Here is a 17,191-nt window from a genome sequence, read left to right as displayed (position 1 = left end):
GAATCCTCTCGAAGTATCGAATCGTGTTTCGATACGCTTCCTGGGTTGTCGGGGTATTTCGTTCCGACGACGGTCGGATGAATCTATCGGAGGTAACTCAGTGATCGCGATATCCAGTATCTCGTTCGGGGAAGAAGTCGAGCGCGAGGTGCTGGACACTCTGCGATCGGGGATCGTCGCGCAGGGACCCAAGGTGAAGCGGCTCGAGGACGAGTTCGCGGCGCTGGTCGGAACGCGACACGCGGTGGCGGTGAACAACGGCACGACCGCATTGATCGCGGCTCTTCAGGTCCAGGATCTTCAGCCAGGTGACGAGGTTCTGACCACGCCGTTCACGTTCGTAGCCACCCTCAATGCAATTCTCGAGGCAGGCGCGACCGCGAGGTTTGCCGATATCTCCGAGTCCGATTTCAACATCGACCCGGCAGTCGCTGCCGATCGAATCGGTGACCGCACGAAGGTTCTGATGCCGGTTCATCTGTACGGACAGTCGGCGGACATGGGCGCATTGATGCCGTTGGCATCGAAAAACGGTCTGACTGTCGTCGAGGACGCCGCTCAGGCCCACGGAGCGACGTACGACGGGCGAGGCGCCGGCAGTTTCGGTGTGGGTTGCTTCTCGTTCTATGCAACGAAGAACCTCACGACCGCCGAGGGCGGAATGATCACGACCGACGACGACGCGATCGCCGATCGACTTCGGGTCCTGCGTAACCAGGGCATGCGGGCGCGCTACCAGTACGAGATGGTCGGCCAGAACTACCGGATGACTGACCTCCAGGCGAGCTTGGCTCTGCCCCAGATGGCGACGTACATGCAGCAGGTCGAGGCGCGCCGCCGGAATGCGGAGGCCTTGCGTGTCGGCCTGAAGGACGTCGAAGGACTGATCCTGCCGAGCGAACTGTCCGGTCGTGGACATGTCTGGCATCAGTTCACCTTGCTGCTGGCCGAAGACGCACCGATCACTCGCGACCAGTTGAGTGAGCGTCTGGCCGCGAAGGACATCGGTAGCGGCATCTACTACCCGAAGGCCGTCTACGACTACGAGTGCTACCGCGAACATCCGCGCGTCGTCATCGACGAGACGCCGGTGGCCACTTCGGTTGCGTCCCGGTGCCTGAGCATCCCCGTCCACGCTGCGTTGTCCGCCGGCGACGTCGATCAGATCGTTGCCGCGGTACGCGGCGCCATGGAGGCCTGAAAAATGACTGCTAGCAAGCCACGTATCGCTCTTGTCGGATCCGGTCAGATGGGCTCGCTGCATGCGCGGGTCATCGCGCAGTCGGCGCTGTGCGAGTTGGATCTGCTGATCGAGCCGCGCGAGGAGCAGGGCAAAGCTGTTGCTGCGCGGTTCGATACGCGTTGGGCCGCCGATTTCGACTCCCTCGACGAGATCGATGCTGTCGTGATCGCTGCCGCTACGCCGGCGCACTACGAGTTGGCCGGGCGGGTTCTCGATCTGGGGAAGCCCGTCCTGGTGGAGAAGCCGTTGGCAGCGACGTACGAGCAGAGCGTCGACCTGGTCGATCGTTCACGCGCGTCCGGTGTTCCCCTGATGTGTGGACTGCTCGAACGGTTCAATCCCGCTGTCCGCACCGCCCGTGAGTTCTCCGGCGATGTGTGGCAGGTGAACGGTATCCGCCACTCGCCGTTCGTTTCCCGCATTCCGACGGGTGTCGCGACGGACCTGCTGATTCACGATATCGACCTTGCCATCGGATTTGCCGGCTCGGAACCCAGTTTGGCAAAAGGGGAGTTCGGCTACTTCCACCCGACGTCCGTGCAGAACCGGTCGGAAGATTGCGCCGACGCCGTATTGCGCTTCGGATCAGGTGCTGTTGCAACGATTTCCGCGAGCCGGATCAGTCAGCGCAAGATTCGCCAGCTGTCGTTGCTCGAGGCCGATCGACTCATCGAGATCGATCTCCTGCGTCGCGACATCACGATCTACCGGCACATCGACGACAACATGCCCACCGATCGGGACGGCTACCAGCAGCAGACGGTCATCGAAATTCCGACGATCCGCTACAGCGAGGAACCGCTTGCCGCGCAGCTGACGCATTTCCTCGGATTGGTGCAGGGCACCGGTGACGCAGACGGTGAGCGAGCGTCGATTCTGCCCGCTCACCGCGCGGTTCACGAGGTGACGGAATCTGCGTTGGCTGCAGCGTTGTCGTCCTGACCGCTGCGTCGGCGTCGGAAGGCCCACGCTCCTTGAGACAGTGCCAGGAGCAATCCGACGCCGGCGACAGTCCAGCCGAAAGTGCTTCCGGGTGGACTGAATTCGATGGTGAGGGCAGATCCGGACGTGGCACTCGGCGGTAGATCGACCTGCAACAACCCGCCGGGGCTGGCCTTCGTCTCGACCGTCTGACCATCTACGGTCGCGCTCCAACCCGGCCAGGCCAGCAGGGCGAATGTGACCGTGCCTGATCCGGTGTATTCGACGGTTTCCCTGGTGTCCGTAGCGGCGGCATCGCCACGCACGTCGAGACCAGGCGTCGTTGCCGATACGCGACCGTCGGGCCACTGATGCTCGGTGGTGCGATGGCCGACCGTGACCACCCGATCCGGCGATACGGTCCACTCGCCCTCCGGTAGGGCGTCGAGGGCGCGTTTTCCGCCGTACGGTCCGGAATTCTGAACGACGACCGTGTCGACTCGCATCGCGTCGAGCCAGGACACACCCGTTCCCGGCGACTCAGCGAGCAGTCGGTCGACGCCGTCCGGACACTGGACACCGCCGTAGTAGTTCAAGCACAGTGCTTGAACGAAATCGTTGTAGCTGATTCCGGCGTAGCTGTTGACGGCATTGACTCCGGCAGGCTGCCAGGCGTTGCCGAACAGGAGGTCACCCCACTGCCCGGTTTCGTTGTCCGGCGGGATGTTGACGGGGTCGGCAATCGCGAAAGTGGTTCCCTGGTAACGGTCCTCGAACTTGGACTCCAGGAATGCCACCTGCCGGGGGAACTTCCACGGTGTCACGTTGTAGTTTCCGGTGAACCAGAAATTGGTCTGAGCACTGAGCACGACGACGATGCCGACAGCGAGTGCACCGGCGAGGTAGCGGGGCTTTCGGTAGGCCACGACCAACGCGAAGACGGTGAGAACCACGGTGATTATCAGTGATGCCGAGTGAATACCGATGTCTTCCGGGACATTCGACCAGGCAAGATAGAACTGAAGTGCCAACAATCCCGCGGTGATGATTGATCTTGTCCGGATTCGATCACGATGCAGTCCGGCAGAGAGGGCGACCGCCGTGACCACGATGGCGGGCAGTTGACCGTACTCGAGCAGTCGCGCGGGCCAACGGAAAAGCCACAGATTCGACGGTCCGAGAAGTAGTACGACGTAAATTCCGCCGAAGACGAACAGCGAGACGCTGTGGCGGCCCAACTTCTTCAGTGACTTCCACTGAATCCACGGTGCGAGCGGTATGAGGAACCAAGCCAGGTACACCAGCGGAATCGTCATGGCAGGCGAAGCGAAAGCGGTGACGTACGGCTGGTTCGACGGGCCGGAGACGTTGAGCAGGTCACCGAGATCGGGTCGAAGCGAACCGTCGTTCGCGATTCCGGACTGAGTACGCACCGACACGCCGGTGGTGAAGAGCAACGGTAGATACACGATCAGCGACATCATGATGATCGCTGCCGCGCTGATCATCAGTGATTTGATGCTGCCTGCGCGTTTGATTGCGATGCATTCCGCTATGACAGCGAGGTAGACGACCGCGACACCGACAGCGCCGTACGGGTTTCCGGTGGTCATCGCAAGATAGCCGAAAACGATCGGTACCAGGGGGTTCACTCGGCCGAGGGCGCTGGCGCGGGTAGACCACCAGACGTGGGGGATCCAGGCGAAGGCGATCAGCCCGGACGCCCAACTGGAGGCGTCGAAATAGAGCGTGTATCCGGCGAACGGCATGGCAAATCCGGCGATGAAAGCCATCGACCGATTGGCGCCGTACTGGCGGGCCACCAGATAAACGCCTACCGCGAGAATCGCCATGAATTGCATCTTGACCAGGGTGATTCCGATTCCCAGGTTCGGAATGAGAGCAATGGCAACCGAATCCAGAAGGATCACGGGATTGTATGTCCCGTAAAGGGCTTCGGCTGTGACATTGCCGCCGGCCCACAATTCGGGAATGAGCGTCGGCCATGACCCGGACAGGATTCGCTCGCCGATCGTGTGCCAACCAGGCGTGAAAGCTGCTGCGCTGTCGTCCCAGTAGTAGAACCACCGATTGGAGATCAGTGGGATGGCGGCGACGATCGACACCAGAGCGGCGAGAAGAATTGGCGGCACCACGCGTTGTGCGAGCGGTAAGTCAGATTTCACGATGTGCTTTCGTCTTCGAGTCGATGGCTGTTGTTCGGAGCCTGGGTCGTGCTCTTTTTCTCGGAGCCTGGGCTGCGCCTTGTTTCTCGGAGCGTAGTATTCCGACGAGTTCGAACTGCAGTCGGGGAAGTAAGGAGATCGGGACGTGGCGACATCGCGAACGGAACCCGTTCGTGGGGAACCAGCTACGCCGGAACTCTCGGTGATCATCCCCGCATACAACTCAGGCGAGGTGCTGGAGTCGACGGTGCGTCAATTCGCCGAGTACTTCACCAGCCGCCCGGCCGAGAGCGCCGGTCAGGTCGAGATCATCGTCGTGGAGAACGGTTCGACGGACAACACTGCCGACGTGTGTGCTGCTCTGGCAGCTTCCTGGTCTTGGCCTGGAGTGACCTTCCTGCCGATGAGCAGCGACAAAGGGATGGGCGCAGCGCTTCGCGCCGGGACGCTTGCTTCTCGTGGACGACGCGTGTTGCTCACCGCGGACGACCTTCCGTTCGGTTTCGGTGACATCGAAGGCGCCGACCGCGTGATGGCGGATCTAGGGTCCGTCCCGCCGGTGGTCATCGGTTCAAAGGCTCATTCGGACTCAGAGGTGGAACGTGGCTTGCTGCGTTCGGTGATGACGGGTGGATTCGCGACGCTGCGACGGGTGGTGCTGGGTACCCGCACGGGCGATCCCCAGGGAACTTTCATCGTCGACGGTGTCTTGCTGCGTCGAATCGCACCCTCGTTGACCGAGCGTGGCTTCCTTTTCACCACCGAATTGGACTACGCGCTCGAATTGGCTGGGGTGCGCCCGGTCGAGGTCCCGATCCGACTCAGCGACGATCATCTGGCGCACGCGAGCCGTATCTCGCCCAAGGACGTGGTCCAGATGGCGAAGGGTCTGTTGTCGCTTCGTCGGCGAAAGACCGAGCTGCGCTCCGCCGCTGCAGTGAGTAATCACGGGTAGACCTGGTGTGACTCGGTGCCCGGGGCGCCGAGGTGCGGATTCGCGATACCCTGCGGGGCGTGGATACCGTGAACACGACCGATGACCAGTCCGATTCCGGAGTCGAGTTGATCGAACGCAGCGCGACGTCGGATCGACTGCTGGCGCAGCGGACGTTGTTCACCGGAACTTCGCCCGTCGCCAGTGACGAACTGTATGCGGTGACCAAGGTCGGAATGTCGACGCGATCGCGATTCGAGTTGCGGCTTCAGCCCGGGGCCGTCGCACACACCAACACCTTCTTCGGTCGTTTTCCGGCCAGCTACTGGCAGCGCTGGACCAACGTCACCGAGGTCACTGTCACCGCGCATGTCGTGGCCGATACCGCTTGCCGCATCCAGATCCAGGCCTCGGACATCGGTGGTCACCGCCGGATCGTGACGAACGTCGTCGTGACCGGCGACGAGCGAGTGTCCATGACCGCCCCGCTCGATACTTTCGTCGACGGCGGGGCACTGTGGCTGCAGTTCGAAGCGCAGGGTGGCGGCGCAGTGGTCGACGATGTGGAATGGACCGTCGTCTCGCCGGAGTCGATTCGCCCGGTAGCCGTGGCGATCTGCACGTTCAATCGTGCGGACGACTGTGCGCGCACGGTCGAGGCCCTCGCGTCCGACGAGCGTGTACTCGCGTTGCTCGACGCTCTGTACGTCGTCGATCAGGGAACGGATCCGGTAGAGAGCCGTGAGCTGTTCCAGGAAGTGTCGAAGAAGTTCGGTTCGCGGTTGCAGTATCTGCGGCAGGCGAACCTAGGTGGTGCGGGCGGGTTCACGCGGGGCTTGTACGAAGCTTCGGCGGCCGGACCGCACGCCGACGTGATCTTGATGGACGATGACATTCTGTGCGAGCCCGAATCGGTTCTTCGACTGAGTGCGTTCGCGAACATGACGACGGAGCCGGCTTTGATCGGCGCCCAGATGCTCTTTCTGTTCAACCCCGACTTCCTGTTGGCTTCGGGTGAACGCGTCGATCTGGGCACCCTGCAGCGTGGTGTACCGACCGATGAGCACGGTGTTCGCAACCGGAGTGTGCTCGAGAAGCTGCCGGAACGCCGCGTGGATGCCGAATACAACGGCTGGTGGTCTTGCCTGATCCCTGCCGAAGCCATCGAGCGGATCGGCTTGCCACTGCCGGTCTTCTTCCAGTGGGACGACGTCGAGTACAGCTTGCGGGCTGGGCGGGCCGGGATTCCCACCATCACGTTGCCGTCGGCTGCTGTGTGGCATGCGGACTTCTATTGGAAGGACGTCGACGGTTTCGCGCACTACTTCAGTACGCGCAACGGTCTGATCACCGCTGCGCTGGACCCAGGGTTTGCACCCAAAACCCTCGCGAAGCAGCTCTCCCGGGATATTTCGCACTCGATCGTGGGTTTGCAGTACGGCCTTGCACATACGCAACTCCGGGCGATCGAGGGATTCCTCGAGGGGCCGGCAGGTTTGGCGGACGGTGGGCAGAAGGCGCTTGCCGCGATCAACCAGGAACGTAAGCGCTTCCCCGAGACTGTGACCCGCCCGGCGTCGGAGCTGCCGGGCAGGCTGCCGATCCGCCGCGTTGCGCCCAGCCCGAAACCCGGTTTGTGGACGGACCTCGTTCTGGCGAAACGCGCTGTGATGCAGGCTCGCAATCACCTCGAGCGAGGTCCGGTGGCGATTTCGTACGAGGACGCGCAGTGGTGGCACGTCGGACGTTTCGATCACGTCTTCGTCACCGATGCTTCGCAGGGAGGCGTGCGTGAACGCCGCTTCGACAGCGAGAAGGCCGCCGAGATGAGCGGCCGCCTCGCCGGCGTCATGAAGAGGTTCCTCGCCGAAGCACCAAGTGTGGCTGAAGCATTCGCTCGCGAGTTTCCGCAGCTCACGAGTCGGGAGAACTGGGCTCGACTGTACGAGAAGTGAGCCTCAGCGCACTATCTTGACGACGACCTGCTCGTTGTCGACGGTGTACCCGAGGTATTCGAACGAGATGCCGGTGCGTGTGACGAACTCCGTCCACGCCCGGTACTCGTGCTGCTGCCACCCGGGATAGTTGAAGAATTCGTCGAAGACGACGATCGACCCGGGTACCAGGCGGTCGCCGAGGAGATCGAGCACCGTCTTGGTGGACGAGTAGAGATCGGCGTCGAGGTGCAGGAACGCAACGGGGCCGGGTTCGTCGTTCAGGAACGAGGGCAAGGTGTCCTCGAAGAGGCCCGGAACAAGTTGCGCTCCAGGCACTTCGGGGATGGATTCCTGTGCGAACTCGCCGACCGGGAACCCGGTGCGCCAGGTCTCCGGAAGGCCGGAGAACACGTCGAAACCTGCGACGGTCCCCTCGCGTTCGGTGAAAGCCTCCGCGACGATCCTGAGTGTGGTTCCGCTGGCGACGCCGAATTCGAGTGCCATGCCGGGTATTTCGATCAAGCCCAATGCGTGGCGCAGCGTGTCGTGCGGGTGGCCGAATGTCTCCGCGACTCGAAGGTGTTCGAGGATGAACTCGGCAGTCGACGCTGTCGCTTCCAGATCCACGGCGTAGGCCAGATCCCGACGCTGGCGAAATTCCAGCTCGTCGATCCTGGACCGGAGGCCCGCGATGTCACCGCGGGCCTCGGCCAGTTCGTCACGTGAGAGTGCCAGCGCGTCGAGGATCTGTTGCGTGCGATCTGCGTTGCGCCGGTCGGCGGCCTCGACCACCTCGGATACCGCACGCTGAAGCTTGGTTCTGGCGCTGGAACGGAACTGCTCGAACATGGCAACCTCTCGTCGGGATCACCCCCATGCTGCCAGGCTTTGTTCGCTACCGGTCCCGACCGCGGTAGTGACTCTTGAGTTGTCGGGAGATCACCTTGATCTCCCGCGTCCTCTCTGCCTGCAGACGAGCATCGCTTCGCGCGGCGTTCCATGCATTCTCTCGCTGTAGTTTCCGGTAGCTCGCGAGCCTCCGCTCATCGATATCGCCACGCCCGAGTGCGCTCAGGACTGCGCATCCCGGCTCGGAGTTGTGTGCGCAATCGGAGAACCGGCACTCTGCAATCAGCTCCTCGATCTCGGGGAACGTCTTCTCGATCCCCTCCGCCGCGTTCCACATGCCGACCCCTCGCAGGCCGGGTGTGTCGATCAGTGTCCGGCCGCCGGAGAATGAGATCAACTCTCTGGTGACGGTGGTGTGGCGTCCCTTTCCGTCACCGGTCCGAACGCGACCGGTCTCGAGTCGATCGGCGTCTGTGGTGTCCGCGAGGAGGGCGTTCGCGAGCGTCGACTTACCGGCGCCTGATGGACCGAGTATCGCCACGGTGCCGTCCAGAACTGCATCGAGTACATCCATTCCTTCGTTGGTCTCGGCACTGACGGCCAGCACTGTTGCGTCGGGCGCAATGGCAGTGACCTCGGCGAGAGTGTCGGAGATATAGTGAGCTGCATCCGATTTGGTGAGTGCGACGACAGGGGTTGCACCACTTTCCCAGGCGAGTGCGAGTAGTCGCTCGATGCGCCCGAGATCGACGTCGCCGTCCGAAGCCGTGGCGATGACGACGGTGTCGACATTGGCCGCCAGAATCTGGCCTTCCGATTTTCCGGATGCCGAGGATCGAACGATGCTGCTTGATCGGGGGAGTATCGAAGTGACCGTGTGCATCTCGGGTTCGCGTGAGTCCCGTAACTCGGCCACGGCGACCCAGTCACCCGTACAGAGTGGATCGCTGCCGCTGAGTGCGCGAACTGTGCCTTCGGCGACGGCCACGTCACACCGCCCCCGGTCGACGCGAAGAACGCGCCCGGGTGCGGAGTCCGGTGGGGCCAGGGCAGTGAATGTGTTCGAGAGTGTTGCGTTCCAACCGTATTCGGTCAGGGGCGCGCTGTTTTCCGGCATGGTGAGTGTGTCCTCGAGTACGAAGAAGTGTGAATGTTGACGGTGCTGAAACTGCGGAACACGACAGTCATCAATACTCACTCCTCGAAAATCTCAGGACGCACCATGCGTCGGATCAGAATCGTCTCAGCCGCAGACGCGACTGTGCAACTGAATTAACTCGGGGCGGCCGACTTAACTCGGACGTTCGAACTTCTCTTCCCGGCCGAGCTTGCGCAATCGCATCCACTCGCGCAGTCCGGCCGGATCGCGGCGTGTGATCAGGAAGTACCAGCCGAACCGAACCCATTCCTGCGGAAGCAGTTTCCGCATTCCCGGTTGGGAGAGGATGTATCCACGGTTGCGGTACGTGAAGTAGCGCTTCGTGTCGTTGTCGGGGTACTGCGTGTGCATGCGACCGCCGAGGATCGGCTTGAACTCGTCCGCGCCGTTGGGGTGGACATAAGCAGTTTGCAGGCAGGTACCGAACTTCAGGCCGGAGCGCACGAGGCGACGGTGTACCTCGACCTCGTCGCCGCGGACGAACAGGCGTAGATCCGGAACTCCGACGGCATCAATCGCGTCGGCGGTGAACAGTGCGCCGTTGAAGAGGGACGCGATACCGGGCAGGAGATCCTCGTCGCCGAGTTCGGAACGCAACCGGCGCCACGACGTACCGCGGCGAAGTGGGAAGGCGAGGCGGTCGGGGTTGTCGATGTCGCAGACGACGGGGGAGACCTCGGCCAGGTCGTTCCGAATTGCACAGTCGAGCAGTGTTTCCAGGACTTCGGGGCCGTCCGGGCGGCCGTCGTCGTCGGCGAGCCAGACGCGGTCGGCGCCGAGTGAAAGCGCGTAGAGAATGCCAAGAGCAAATCCTCCGGCACCGCCGAGGTTGTGCTGAGAACCGATGTAACTGGTCGGCAGTGGAGCGTTGTCGACGAGCTCTTTCACATCGGCTTCGTCGGCATTGTCGACGACAACCAGATGATCGAGCGGACGCGACTGGGTGCTGAGAACCTTCAAGGATTCGGCCAGCAGTTCACGACGCTTGTGAGTGACGACGACCCCGATGATTTTCTCGGGTGCGCTCACGGGGTGTTCTCCCGTTCCATTTCCTTGATCACGTGGCGCACATGTTCGGCGGCGTCGTCACCTTCGTAGGCGCGCACGACGTCTTCGATGTCGCCTTGCATGCGGATCTGGCCGTGGTCGATCCACATCGCACTGTTGCACAGCTGAGCGAGGAATTCGTTGGAGTGGCTGGCGAATACCAGGATGCCGGAGCGTTCCACCAGCTTCTGCAGCCGGATGCGGGCCTTCTTCATGAATTCCGCGTCGACGGCACCGATGCCCTCGTCGAGAAGCAAGATCTCGGGATCGATACTGGTCACGACGCCCATGGCAACGCGAACGCGCATACCGGTGGAGTAGGTACGCAGTGGCATGGAGAGGTATTCACCGAGTTCGGTGAATTCGGCGATCTCGTCCATCTTCGCGAGCATCTGCTTGCGGGTCTGACCAAGGAACAGGCCGCGGATGATGATGTTCTCGTACCCGGAGATTTCCGGGTCCATGCCGACACCGAGGTCGAAGACGGGTGCGACGCGTCCGCGAATGCTGGCGGATCCCCGGGTCGGTTCGTAGATTCCGGAGAGCAGGCGCAGCAGGGTGGATTTGCCGGCGCCGTTGTGGCCGACGAGCCCGATGCGGTCGCCTTCCTTGAGCGTCATCGTGATGTCGCGGAGCGCTTCGACGACGACGACATCGGAGTCGTTGCGGCCGATGGATCCTCCGGCCTTGCCGAGGAAGGCCTTCTTGAGCGAGCGGGATTTCGCGTCGAAGATCGGGAAGTCGACGCACGCGTTCTGCGTGTGGATGCTGACTGGCTGACTCATGTGTTTCCTCTAGACCCAGTAGGGCACGCGTGCCCGGTACTTGCGGAGTGCCAGAATCGCGACGGCCCAGCCGACGACGGTGAAGGCGATGACGATGTACCAGTGGTATGCCTGCTGGTCGGCCCCGATGAGTGGTGCTCGGATGATCTCGAGGTAGTGGTACAGCGGATTGAGTTCGGCGAGCCGGACCCGTTCCATGGCTTGCCCACCCTGGTCCTTGAGGGCCTGAGTTGTCCACATGATCGGCGTCAGCACGAACAGCAGCAGGGTGAGGCTGCCGAGGATGGGGGCGATGTCGCGGTACCGGGTGGAGAAGATACCGAAGACGATCGAGACCCACAGCGTGTTCGCGACGATCAGCACGAATGCCGGTATTGCCGCGAGCGCCGTCCAGCTCATGTTCTGCCAGATACTGAACGCGAACAGAAGAACTATGTAGATCGCGAAGTTGTGCGCGAAGAACAGCACCTGACGCCAAACCAGGCGATATACGTGCACACTCAACGCCGACGGCAACTGCTTGATCAGGCCCTCGTTGGCGATGAAGACCTCGGAACCTTCGAGAATGCTTGCACTGATCAGGTTCCACACGATCAGCCCGACCGTGACGTACGGCAGGAACTCCTTGAGCGGAATGTTCAGCAACGCGGAGTACAGAAGACCCATCGCGGCGGCCTGAACGCCGGTGGCGATCGTGATCCAGAACGGTCCGATCACCGACCGGCGGTAGCGCTGTTTGATGTCCTGCCAGCCGAGGCTGAGCCACAACTCACGCTGATTCAGACCGTCGCGAAGGTCTTTGAACGCACGACGGAACGTCTGGGAGTCGGACACGGGCGCAGGTGCGTCCGGCGTCTCGGATTCGATTGCGGATGCTGACACGGAGGTCGAGCCTACCGGCCTGGCGTCGGCGCCGGATTTCCCTCGGACCTAGCGGTGGTCCGAGTTACAGATACTGGCCGGTTCCTGGGCTCTGTTGGTCCGGATGTGCAGGCGAATGCGGAGCCCCGATGCTCATGCCGGGAGGCAGTGCGCCCTGACGCATTTGTTCGAGCTGAGCGCGCGCTGCCATCTGCTGCGCGAACAGTGCGGTTTGAATTCCGTGGAACAGTCCTTCGAGCCAGCCGACGAGTTGGGCCTGCGCGATTCGCAGTTCGGCGTCGGAGGGAATGGAGTCGTCGGTGAACGGGAGGCTCAGTCGCTCGAGTTCTTCACGGAGTTCGGGTGCCAGGCCTTGTTCCAGTTCTCGGATGGACGAGGTGTGGATGTCCTTGAGGCGCTTGCGGCTGGCGTCGTCGAGCGGCGCGGCGCGCACTTCTTCCAAGAGTTGTTTGATCATCGTGCCGATTCGCATGACCTTCGCCGGCTGCTCGACCATCTCGGCGACGGACTCGGCTTCGGATTCCGCGCCTTCGGTGGTGCCGGAGGTGGAGGCCTCTGCCTCGGCCGCCGGCATCGCGACGGGTCGACCGTCGGGTCCGATAACGAGTACCTGCTCTTTGTCGGGGTTCGTCATGCTTCCATCTTGTCGTGTGTGGGCGACAAACGCCGCGTAACCCCCAAAAAGTTAGCTATCGAATAACTGTACTGACGGGTAATTGGGTGACTGCCTTCGACTAAGCGGGCGTCTGCACCTAGAGTGTCGAGCATGGCTTACGACGTTGCCCGCGTACGGGGGTTGATTCCCTCACTCGGTGACGGCTGGATCCACCTCGATCCGCAGGCCGGAATGCAGATCCCGGACGCCGTCTCGCGGACGGTCTCCACCGCGTTCCGTGCCTCTGCATCTTCTTCCTCCGGTCGCCACGTCTCGAACCGTCGTAGTGCTGCCATTCTCGAGAGTGCGCGCACCGCGGTCGCCGATCTGGTCGGCGGAGATCCTGCGGGAGTCGTTCTCGGATCAGACCGAGCGGTGTTGTTGGCTTGGCTCGCCGAGTCGCTCAGTTCGCGGTTGGGCCTCGGAACCGGTCTCGTACTCTCGCGCCTCGACGAAGAGGCGAACGTCGCGCCCTGGCTTCGTGTGGCCAGTCGCTACGGCGCTCAGGTGCGATGGGCAGAGGTCGAAATCGAAACGTGTGAGCTCCCGAGTTGGCAGTTCAACGATCTCATCACCTCGACCACTCGATTGGTGGCCTTGACGGCCGCATCACCGGTCGTCGGTTCGGCTCCGAACGTCCGCGCCGCAGCTGATCGTCTGCACGAATTCGGCGGACTGATGGTGGTCGACGCCGTCGGTGCAGCGCCATATGCGCATGTGGACATGGCTGATCTCGGGGCGGACATCGTTGCCGTCAGCGCGCCGTCGTGGGGCGGTCCGCAGGTGGGCGCACTCGTCTTCCGCGATCCCGGACTGCTCGACCGAATTCCGGCCGTGTCGCTCAACCCGTACGCGCGTGGCGCCGAGCGACTCGAGGTGGGCGGTCATCAGTTCGCGCTGCTGTCCGGTCTCACGTCGTCGATCGATTTCCTGGCCGGGTTGGACGAATCGGCAACGGGAACCAGGCGTGAGCGCCTCGAAACCTCGATCAGCTCGCTGCAGGACTACCAGGACGGTCTGTTCGATCACCTCATGCGTTCTCTCGCAGCCCTGCCCAACGTGATGGTGATCGGCGGCGCACCGACGCGGGTGCCGACGCTCAGTTTCACACTCGAGGGGATGGCGGCAGACAAGGTCGCGGCGCACCTGGCCGACAAGCGCATCGCGACGGTCAGCGGTACGCACGGCGGTTCCAGGCTGCTCGACGCCCTCGGTGTCAACGACGAAGGCGGCGCGGTCACCGTCGGCCTTGCGCCGTACACGACGCGGTACGAGATCAATCAGCTGGTCGCCGAACTCGGCGCCCTGGGCTGATCGATCCCGCTCGGCTCACTTCACGGTGAGGATGACCTTGCCTACGGTTTCCGGCGAATCCAGCAACTGATGGGCTAATGGCGCCTCGGTGATCGGAAGTTCGGTCGACACGATCGGTTGAACCGATCCGTCTGCGATCAACGGCCACAACTTCGCGCGGACGTCGGCGACGATGTCCGCTTTACCGCCGGGGCCGGTGAGCGGACGCCCACGCAGGCCCGTCGACGTGATGTTTCCGCGCTTTCCCATCAGCTTGGCGATGTCGACTTCGCCCTTGCGGCCACCCTGCATTCCGATGATCACGACGTGGCCGTCCATGGCGAGTGCGTCGACGTTGCGTCCGAGATACGACGCTCCCATGTTGTCCAGAACCACGTCGGCGCCGTGGTTGTCGGTGGCTTCGGCGAGTGATGCTACGAAGTCGCTGTCGCGGTAGTTGATCAGAATGTCCGCGCCCAATTCGCGGCAGCGGTTCAATTTTTCCTCCGAACCCGCGGTAACTGCGACGCGGGCGCCGAGGGCTTTGCCGACCTGGATGGCGTGGGTGCCGATTCCGCCGCCACCACCATGGACGAGGAGGACCTGTCCGCGTCGTAGGCCGCCGCGCATCACGACGTTCGACCACACCGTGCACGCAACTTCCGGCAGAGACGCTGCGACACGGAGATCGACGCCCGCGGGAACCGGGAGAAGTTGTGTTGCCGGGACCGCGACCTTCTCGGCGTAACCGCCGCCGGCCAGCAGTGCGCAGACTTCGTCGCCGACGGACCAACCCGTGACGTCTTCGCCGAGTTCGGTGATCACACCCGAGCATTCGAGGCCGAGAATGTCACTCGCGCCGGGCGGCGGCGGGTAGAAGCCTTGACGTTGGAGCAGGTCGGCGCGGTTGACTGCGGTCGCGGCGACCTCGACGAGTACGTGCCCGCGAGGTAGTTCAGGATCGGGCTGTTGCGCCCATTTCATGACCTCGGGACCGCCGGGCTGATCGATCGTTATGGCGTACATGGATACGACGCTAGCGAATCTCCCCGCTGACGGGTGTTTTGCCGCTACCGTCGCGGACGTGACTTACTTCGGGAACATGCAGAACGAGATTTATCTGACGGGACTGAGCGGCGCGAAGCCGGCTTTGCCGATGACTGCGGCAGGCTTGGAAGATGCCGCGCGCGAGCAACTCTCACCGGAGGCCTTCGGGTACATCGCCGGTAGCGCGTCGACCGAACGAACCGCGGTGTCGAATCTGCGGGCGTTCGACAAGCATGCGATCGTGCCGCGGATGTTGCGGGGGACTGCGGCGCCCGACGCGCGTGATCTGAGCGTCGAGGTGTTGGGGACGCGGTTGGCTGCACCGATCCTGACGGCTCCGGTGGGCGTGCTCGGCTTGGTCCACGACGACGCCGAGGTTGCGGTCGGTTCGGTCACTGCCGAGTTGGGGATCGGATCGATTCTCTCGACGGCGGCATCCTCGACCATCGAAGACGTAGCGGCGGCCTCCGGCGAGAACTGGTGGTACCAGCTGTACTGGCCGGCCGACGACGAACTTGCGGAGTCGTTTGTCCGCCGAGCGGAGACGGCGGGCGCGAAGGCTATCGTCCTGACTGCCGACACTCCCGGTATGGGTTGGCGTCCAAGGGATCTCGAGCTCGGCCACCTTCCGTTCCTGCAGGCGAAGGGTATTGCCAACTATCTGTCGGATCCGGTGTTCCGCGCCAAACTGGCGACGCCGCCCGAGGAGAGCGCAGAAGCGCTGCAGATCGCGGTTCTCACGTGGGTGTCGTTGTTCGGTAACCATGCGGTGCGGATCGCGGATATCGCGAAACTTCGCCAGTGGACGACACTTCCGATCGCAGTGAAGGGAATTGTCCATCCCGACGACGCACGTGAGGCCGTCGCGGCCGGCGCCAACGGCATTGTGGTGAGCAACCATGGTGGGCGTCAGGTCGACGGGTCGATTTCGGCACTCGACGCTCTCGGTCCCGTCGCTGATGCGGTGGGGCATGAGGTGGACATCCTGATGGACTCCGGAATTCGTTGTGGCGCAGACGTAATCAAGGCTCTGGCCTTGGGTGCCGACGCAGTGCTGTACGGGCGGCCGTGGGTGTACGGGTTGGGATTGGCCGGAGCGGACGGAGTGCGTCATGCGCTCCGGAGTCTCTTGGCCGACCTGGATCTCACCATGGGACTGGCGGGGCTGGCATCGGTCGCCGAAATCGACCGTTCGATCCTGATGTCCAATTCGTGACTTTAGGGTGAGTCTTACTGTGACGGGCGGACACAGGTCTAAACTTGGAACCTGTGACAGCTGAAGCGACAACCGAGGAGACATCGCAGGCGGCGCACGGTGAGACACCGTGGCTGACGCCATGCGAGATGCGTGCATGGCGCGGCTACATGGACGGTAATCAGCGCCTCATGGAGGTTCTCAACCGCGAACTGCAGGATTCACACGACCTGTCGTTGGCCGATTACCGCATTTTGGTCATGCTCTCGGAGTCAGCTGACGGGTCGTTGCGGATGAGTGACCTGGCAGACGGCGTGCTGTCTTCGCGGAGCCGCCTGACGCACCAGATCAGGCGGATGGAATCTCAGGGCATCGTCGTGCGCGACACCTGCGTCGAAGACGGGCGCGGCGTGCTCGCGCGGATCACGGAAGAGGGTAGGCGTCGCCTCGCCGAGGCGGCACCTACTCACGTGGCCGGCGTGCGGAACAATCTGGTCGATCTGCTGACTCCCCAGGAACTGGACGTGCTGGCAGACGTCTTCGAGAAGGTCGACAAAGCCATCGGCGAGCGCTGACTCCGGAGCCGTTTTCGCGGTCCGTGGGAACACCCGATAGGATCGCCCACGGAAGCGTGGCAGAGCGGCCGAATGCACTCGCCTTGAAAGCGAGCGTGGCGTTAAACCCACCGGGGGTTCAAATCCCTCCGCTTCCGCCAAATGTTCGTTGTTCAAACCCAGCCCGCGCGAAAGCGTGGGCTGGGTTTTTTCGTGCCCTACGAAGCGCAGGAGCGTCGAGGAGTCGGATGTGTAGCAATCTTTGCCGCCCTGGGGTCGCCGGGTGAAGCAATGGCTTCGCCACTTCGGTGCTACGTCCGATGTTGCGGCAATCTGCCGGTTCTCGTTGTGCTGTGGTGAACGATCAGCCATTGCGGCGCTCGGCGACGAGAGTTCCAGGTGATCGCATCGTGCGGCTGGTGGTCAATTCGATTCCCTCCTTGGCTAGATGGGCTCGTGGTTTACGCGGCCTCCTTGCGCTTGGTGTCCGGATGAGCTGCGCGC

15 protein-coding genes and 1 tRNA gene are annotated in these 17,191 nt (G+C 62.8%); 8 read left to right on the top strand and 8 right to left on the bottom strand.

Translation table 11 applies throughout. The annotated features are described in order from the left end of the window. The first annotated feature begins 100 nt into the window (after positions 1 to 100). Together ABIE52_RS20660 and ABIE52_RS20655 are read left to right on the top strand one after the other, a co-directional pair. Entirely contained in the window at positions 101 to 1,201 is a 1,101-nt protein-coding gene (locus ABIE52_RS20660) for a DegT/DnrJ/EryC1/StrS family aminotransferase (protein WP_042950324.1), read from the top strand. A gap of 3 nt (positions 1,202 to 1,204) precedes the next feature. Then, positions 1,205 to 2,185 carry a Gfo/Idh/MocA family protein gene (locus ABIE52_RS20655; protein ID WP_063315249.1) on the top strand — a complete coding sequence of 327 codons (981 nt, stop codon included), beginning with the start codon at positions 1,205 to 1,207 and terminating at the stop codon, positions 2,183 to 2,185. On the opposite strand, the gene ABIE52_RS20650 is transcribed toward ABIE52_RS20655, so the two are convergent. Further along, positions 2,140 to 4,350: a putative glycosyltransferase family protein gene (locus ABIE52_RS20650; protein ID WP_192712873.1), complete on the bottom strand. Its 2,211-nt coding sequence runs from the start codon at positions 4,348 to 4,350 to the stop codon at positions 2,140 to 2,142. The two genes, ABIE52_RS20655 and ABIE52_RS20650, sit on opposite strands and share 46 nt — an antisense overlap. Positions 4,351 to 4,495: 145 nt before the next feature. Between ABIE52_RS20650 and ABIE52_RS20645 the strand changes: the two genes are divergently transcribed. Together ABIE52_RS20645 and ABIE52_RS20640 are read left to right on the top strand one after the other, a co-directional pair. Next, positions 4,496 to 5,305, top strand: coding sequence for a glycosyltransferase (locus tag ABIE52_RS20645; RefSeq protein ID WP_054827093.1), 810 nt, complete (start codon positions 4,496 to 4,498; stop codon positions 5,303 to 5,305). A 68-nt stretch (positions 5,306 to 5,373) separates the two neighbouring features. After that, a complete protein-coding gene (locus ABIE52_RS20640) occupies positions 5,374 to 7,239 on the top strand; it encodes a glycosyltransferase (protein ID WP_192712912.1) in 1,866 nt (621 codons plus the stop codon). A 3-nt stretch (positions 7,240 to 7,242) separates the two neighbouring features. On the opposite strand, the gene ABIE52_RS20635 is transcribed toward ABIE52_RS20640, so the two are convergent. The 6 genes from ABIE52_RS20635 to ABIE52_RS20610 all read right to left on the bottom strand — a co-directional run bounded on the left by ABIE52_RS20635 (position 7,243) and on the right by ABIE52_RS20610 (position 12,577). After that, positions 7,243 to 8,070 carry a TylF/MycF/NovP-related O-methyltransferase gene (locus tag ABIE52_RS20635; RefSeq protein ID WP_065455073.1) on the bottom strand — a complete coding sequence of 276 codons (828 nt, stop codon included), beginning with the start codon at positions 8,068 to 8,070 and terminating at the stop codon, positions 7,243 to 7,245. 46 nt (positions 8,071 to 8,116) lie between these two features. After that, the gene (rsgA, locus tag ABIE52_RS20630) at positions 8,117 to 9,187 is read right to left on the bottom strand and encodes a ribosome small subunit-dependent GTPase A (RefSeq protein WP_192712874.1); all 1,071 of its coding nucleotides are present in this window, start codon (positions 9,185 to 9,187) and stop codon (positions 8,117 to 8,119) included. A 174-nt stretch (positions 9,188 to 9,361) separates the two neighbouring features. After that, entirely contained in the window at positions 9,362 to 10,258 is an 897-nt protein-coding gene (gene glfT1, locus ABIE52_RS20625) for a galactofuranosyltransferase GlfT1 (RefSeq protein ID WP_054825477.1), read from the bottom strand. After that, positions 10,255 to 11,061 (bottom strand): galactan export ABC transporter ATP-binding subunit Wzt/RfbE, encoded by an 807-nt coding sequence (wzt, locus tag ABIE52_RS20620; RefSeq protein WP_007731776.1) that lies wholly within the window; start codon positions 11,059 to 11,061, stop codon positions 10,255 to 10,257. Before wzt ends, glfT1 begins: the two co-directional genes overlap by 4 nt. Positions 11,062 to 11,070: 9 nt before the next feature. Beyond that, complete coding sequence (wzm, locus tag ABIE52_RS20615) at positions 11,071 to 11,943, bottom strand: galactan export ABC transporter permease subunit Wzm/RfbD (protein ID WP_064442976.1); 873 nt, start codon at positions 11,941 to 11,943, stop codon at positions 11,071 to 11,073. Between the two features lie 64 nt (positions 11,944 to 12,007). Continuing rightward, positions 12,008 to 12,577 carry a bacterial proteasome activator family protein gene (locus tag ABIE52_RS20610; protein WP_003943894.1) on the bottom strand — a complete coding sequence of 190 codons (570 nt, stop codon included), beginning with the start codon at positions 12,575 to 12,577 and terminating at the stop codon, positions 12,008 to 12,010. A gap of 132 nt (positions 12,578 to 12,709) precedes the next feature. Between ABIE52_RS20610 and ABIE52_RS20605 the strand changes: the two genes are divergently transcribed. Further along, positions 12,710 to 13,912: a cysteine desulfurase-like protein gene (locus tag ABIE52_RS20605; RefSeq protein ID WP_007731767.1), complete on the top strand. Its 1,203-nt coding sequence runs from the start codon at positions 12,710 to 12,712 to the stop codon at positions 13,910 to 13,912. 15 nt (positions 13,913 to 13,927) lie between these two features. Here the strand turns inward: ABIE52_RS20605 and ABIE52_RS20600 are convergent, their stop codons facing one another. Then, on the bottom strand, positions 13,928 to 14,917 hold the full coding sequence (locus tag ABIE52_RS20600) for an NAD(P)H-quinone oxidoreductase (protein WP_192712875.1): 990 nt from the start codon (positions 14,915 to 14,917) through the stop codon (positions 13,928 to 13,930). Between ABIE52_RS20600 and ABIE52_RS20595 the strand changes: the two genes are divergently transcribed. The 3 genes from ABIE52_RS20595 (at position 14,916) to ABIE52_RS20585 (ending at position 16,848) form a co-directional block, all read left to right on the top strand. Further along, a complete protein-coding gene (locus tag ABIE52_RS20595; RefSeq protein WP_044480920.1) occupies positions 14,916 to 16,154 on the top strand; it encodes a lactate 2-monooxygenase in 1,239 nt (412 codons plus the stop codon). The two genes, ABIE52_RS20600 and ABIE52_RS20595, sit on opposite strands and share 2 nt — an antisense overlap. Positions 16,155 to 16,282: 128 nt before the next feature. After that, the gene (locus ABIE52_RS20590; protein ID WP_020968140.1) at positions 16,283 to 16,708 is read left to right on the top strand and encodes a MarR family winged helix-turn-helix transcriptional regulator; all 426 of its coding nucleotides are present in this window, start codon (positions 16,283 to 16,285) and stop codon (positions 16,706 to 16,708) included. Between the two features lie 50 nt (positions 16,709 to 16,758). Continuing rightward, positions 16,759 to 16,848 (top strand) — tRNA-Ser (locus tag ABIE52_RS20585). Positions 16,849 to 17,191: the final 343 nt, after the last annotated feature.

It is taken from the genome of Rhodococcus sp. OAS809 (genome assembly GCF_040546695.1).
GTDB classification, from domain to species: Bacteria; Actinomycetota; Actinomycetes; order Mycobacteriales; family Mycobacteriaceae; genus Rhodococcus_F; species Rhodococcus_F qingshengii.
This window is presented reverse-complemented; position numbering and strand designations above follow the sequence as displayed.

Excerpts from the sequence above, each read along its gene's own strand:
- ABIE52_RS20655 (WP_063315249.1), top strand. The coding sequence starts at position 1,205 with ATGACTGCTAGCAAGCCACGTATCGCTCTTGTCGGATCCGGTCAGATG.
- ABIE52_RS20635 (WP_065455073.1), bottom strand. The coding sequence starts at position 8,070 with ATGTTCGAGCAGTTCCGTTCCAGCGCCAGAACCAAGCTTCAGCGTGCG.
- rsgA (WP_192712874.1), bottom strand. The coding sequence starts at position 9,187 with ATGCCGGAAAACAGCGCGCCCCTGACCGAATACGGTTGGAACGCAACA.
- wzt (WP_007731776.1), bottom strand. The coding sequence starts at position 11,061 with ATGAGTCAGCCAGTCAGCATCCACACGCAGAACGCGTGCGTCGACTTC.
- ABIE52_RS20610 (WP_003943894.1), bottom strand. The coding sequence starts at position 12,577 with ATGACGAACCCCGACAAAGAGCAGGTACTCGTTATCGGACCCGACGGT.
- ABIE52_RS20605 (WP_007731767.1), top strand. The coding sequence starts at position 12,710 with ATGGCTTACGACGTTGCCCGCGTACGGGGGTTGATTCCCTCACTCGGT.
- ABIE52_RS20595 (WP_044480920.1), top strand. The coding sequence starts at position 14,916 with ATGGATACGACGCTAGCGAATCTCCCCGCTGACGGGTGTTTTGCCGCT.
- ABIE52_RS20600 (WP_192712875.1), bottom strand. The coding sequence starts at position 14,917 with ATGTACGCCATAACGATCGATCAGCCCGGCGGTCCCGAGGTCATGAAA.
- ABIE52_RS20590 (WP_020968140.1), top strand. The coding sequence starts at position 16,283 with ATGCGTGCATGGCGCGGCTACATGGACGGTAATCAGCGCCTCATGGAG.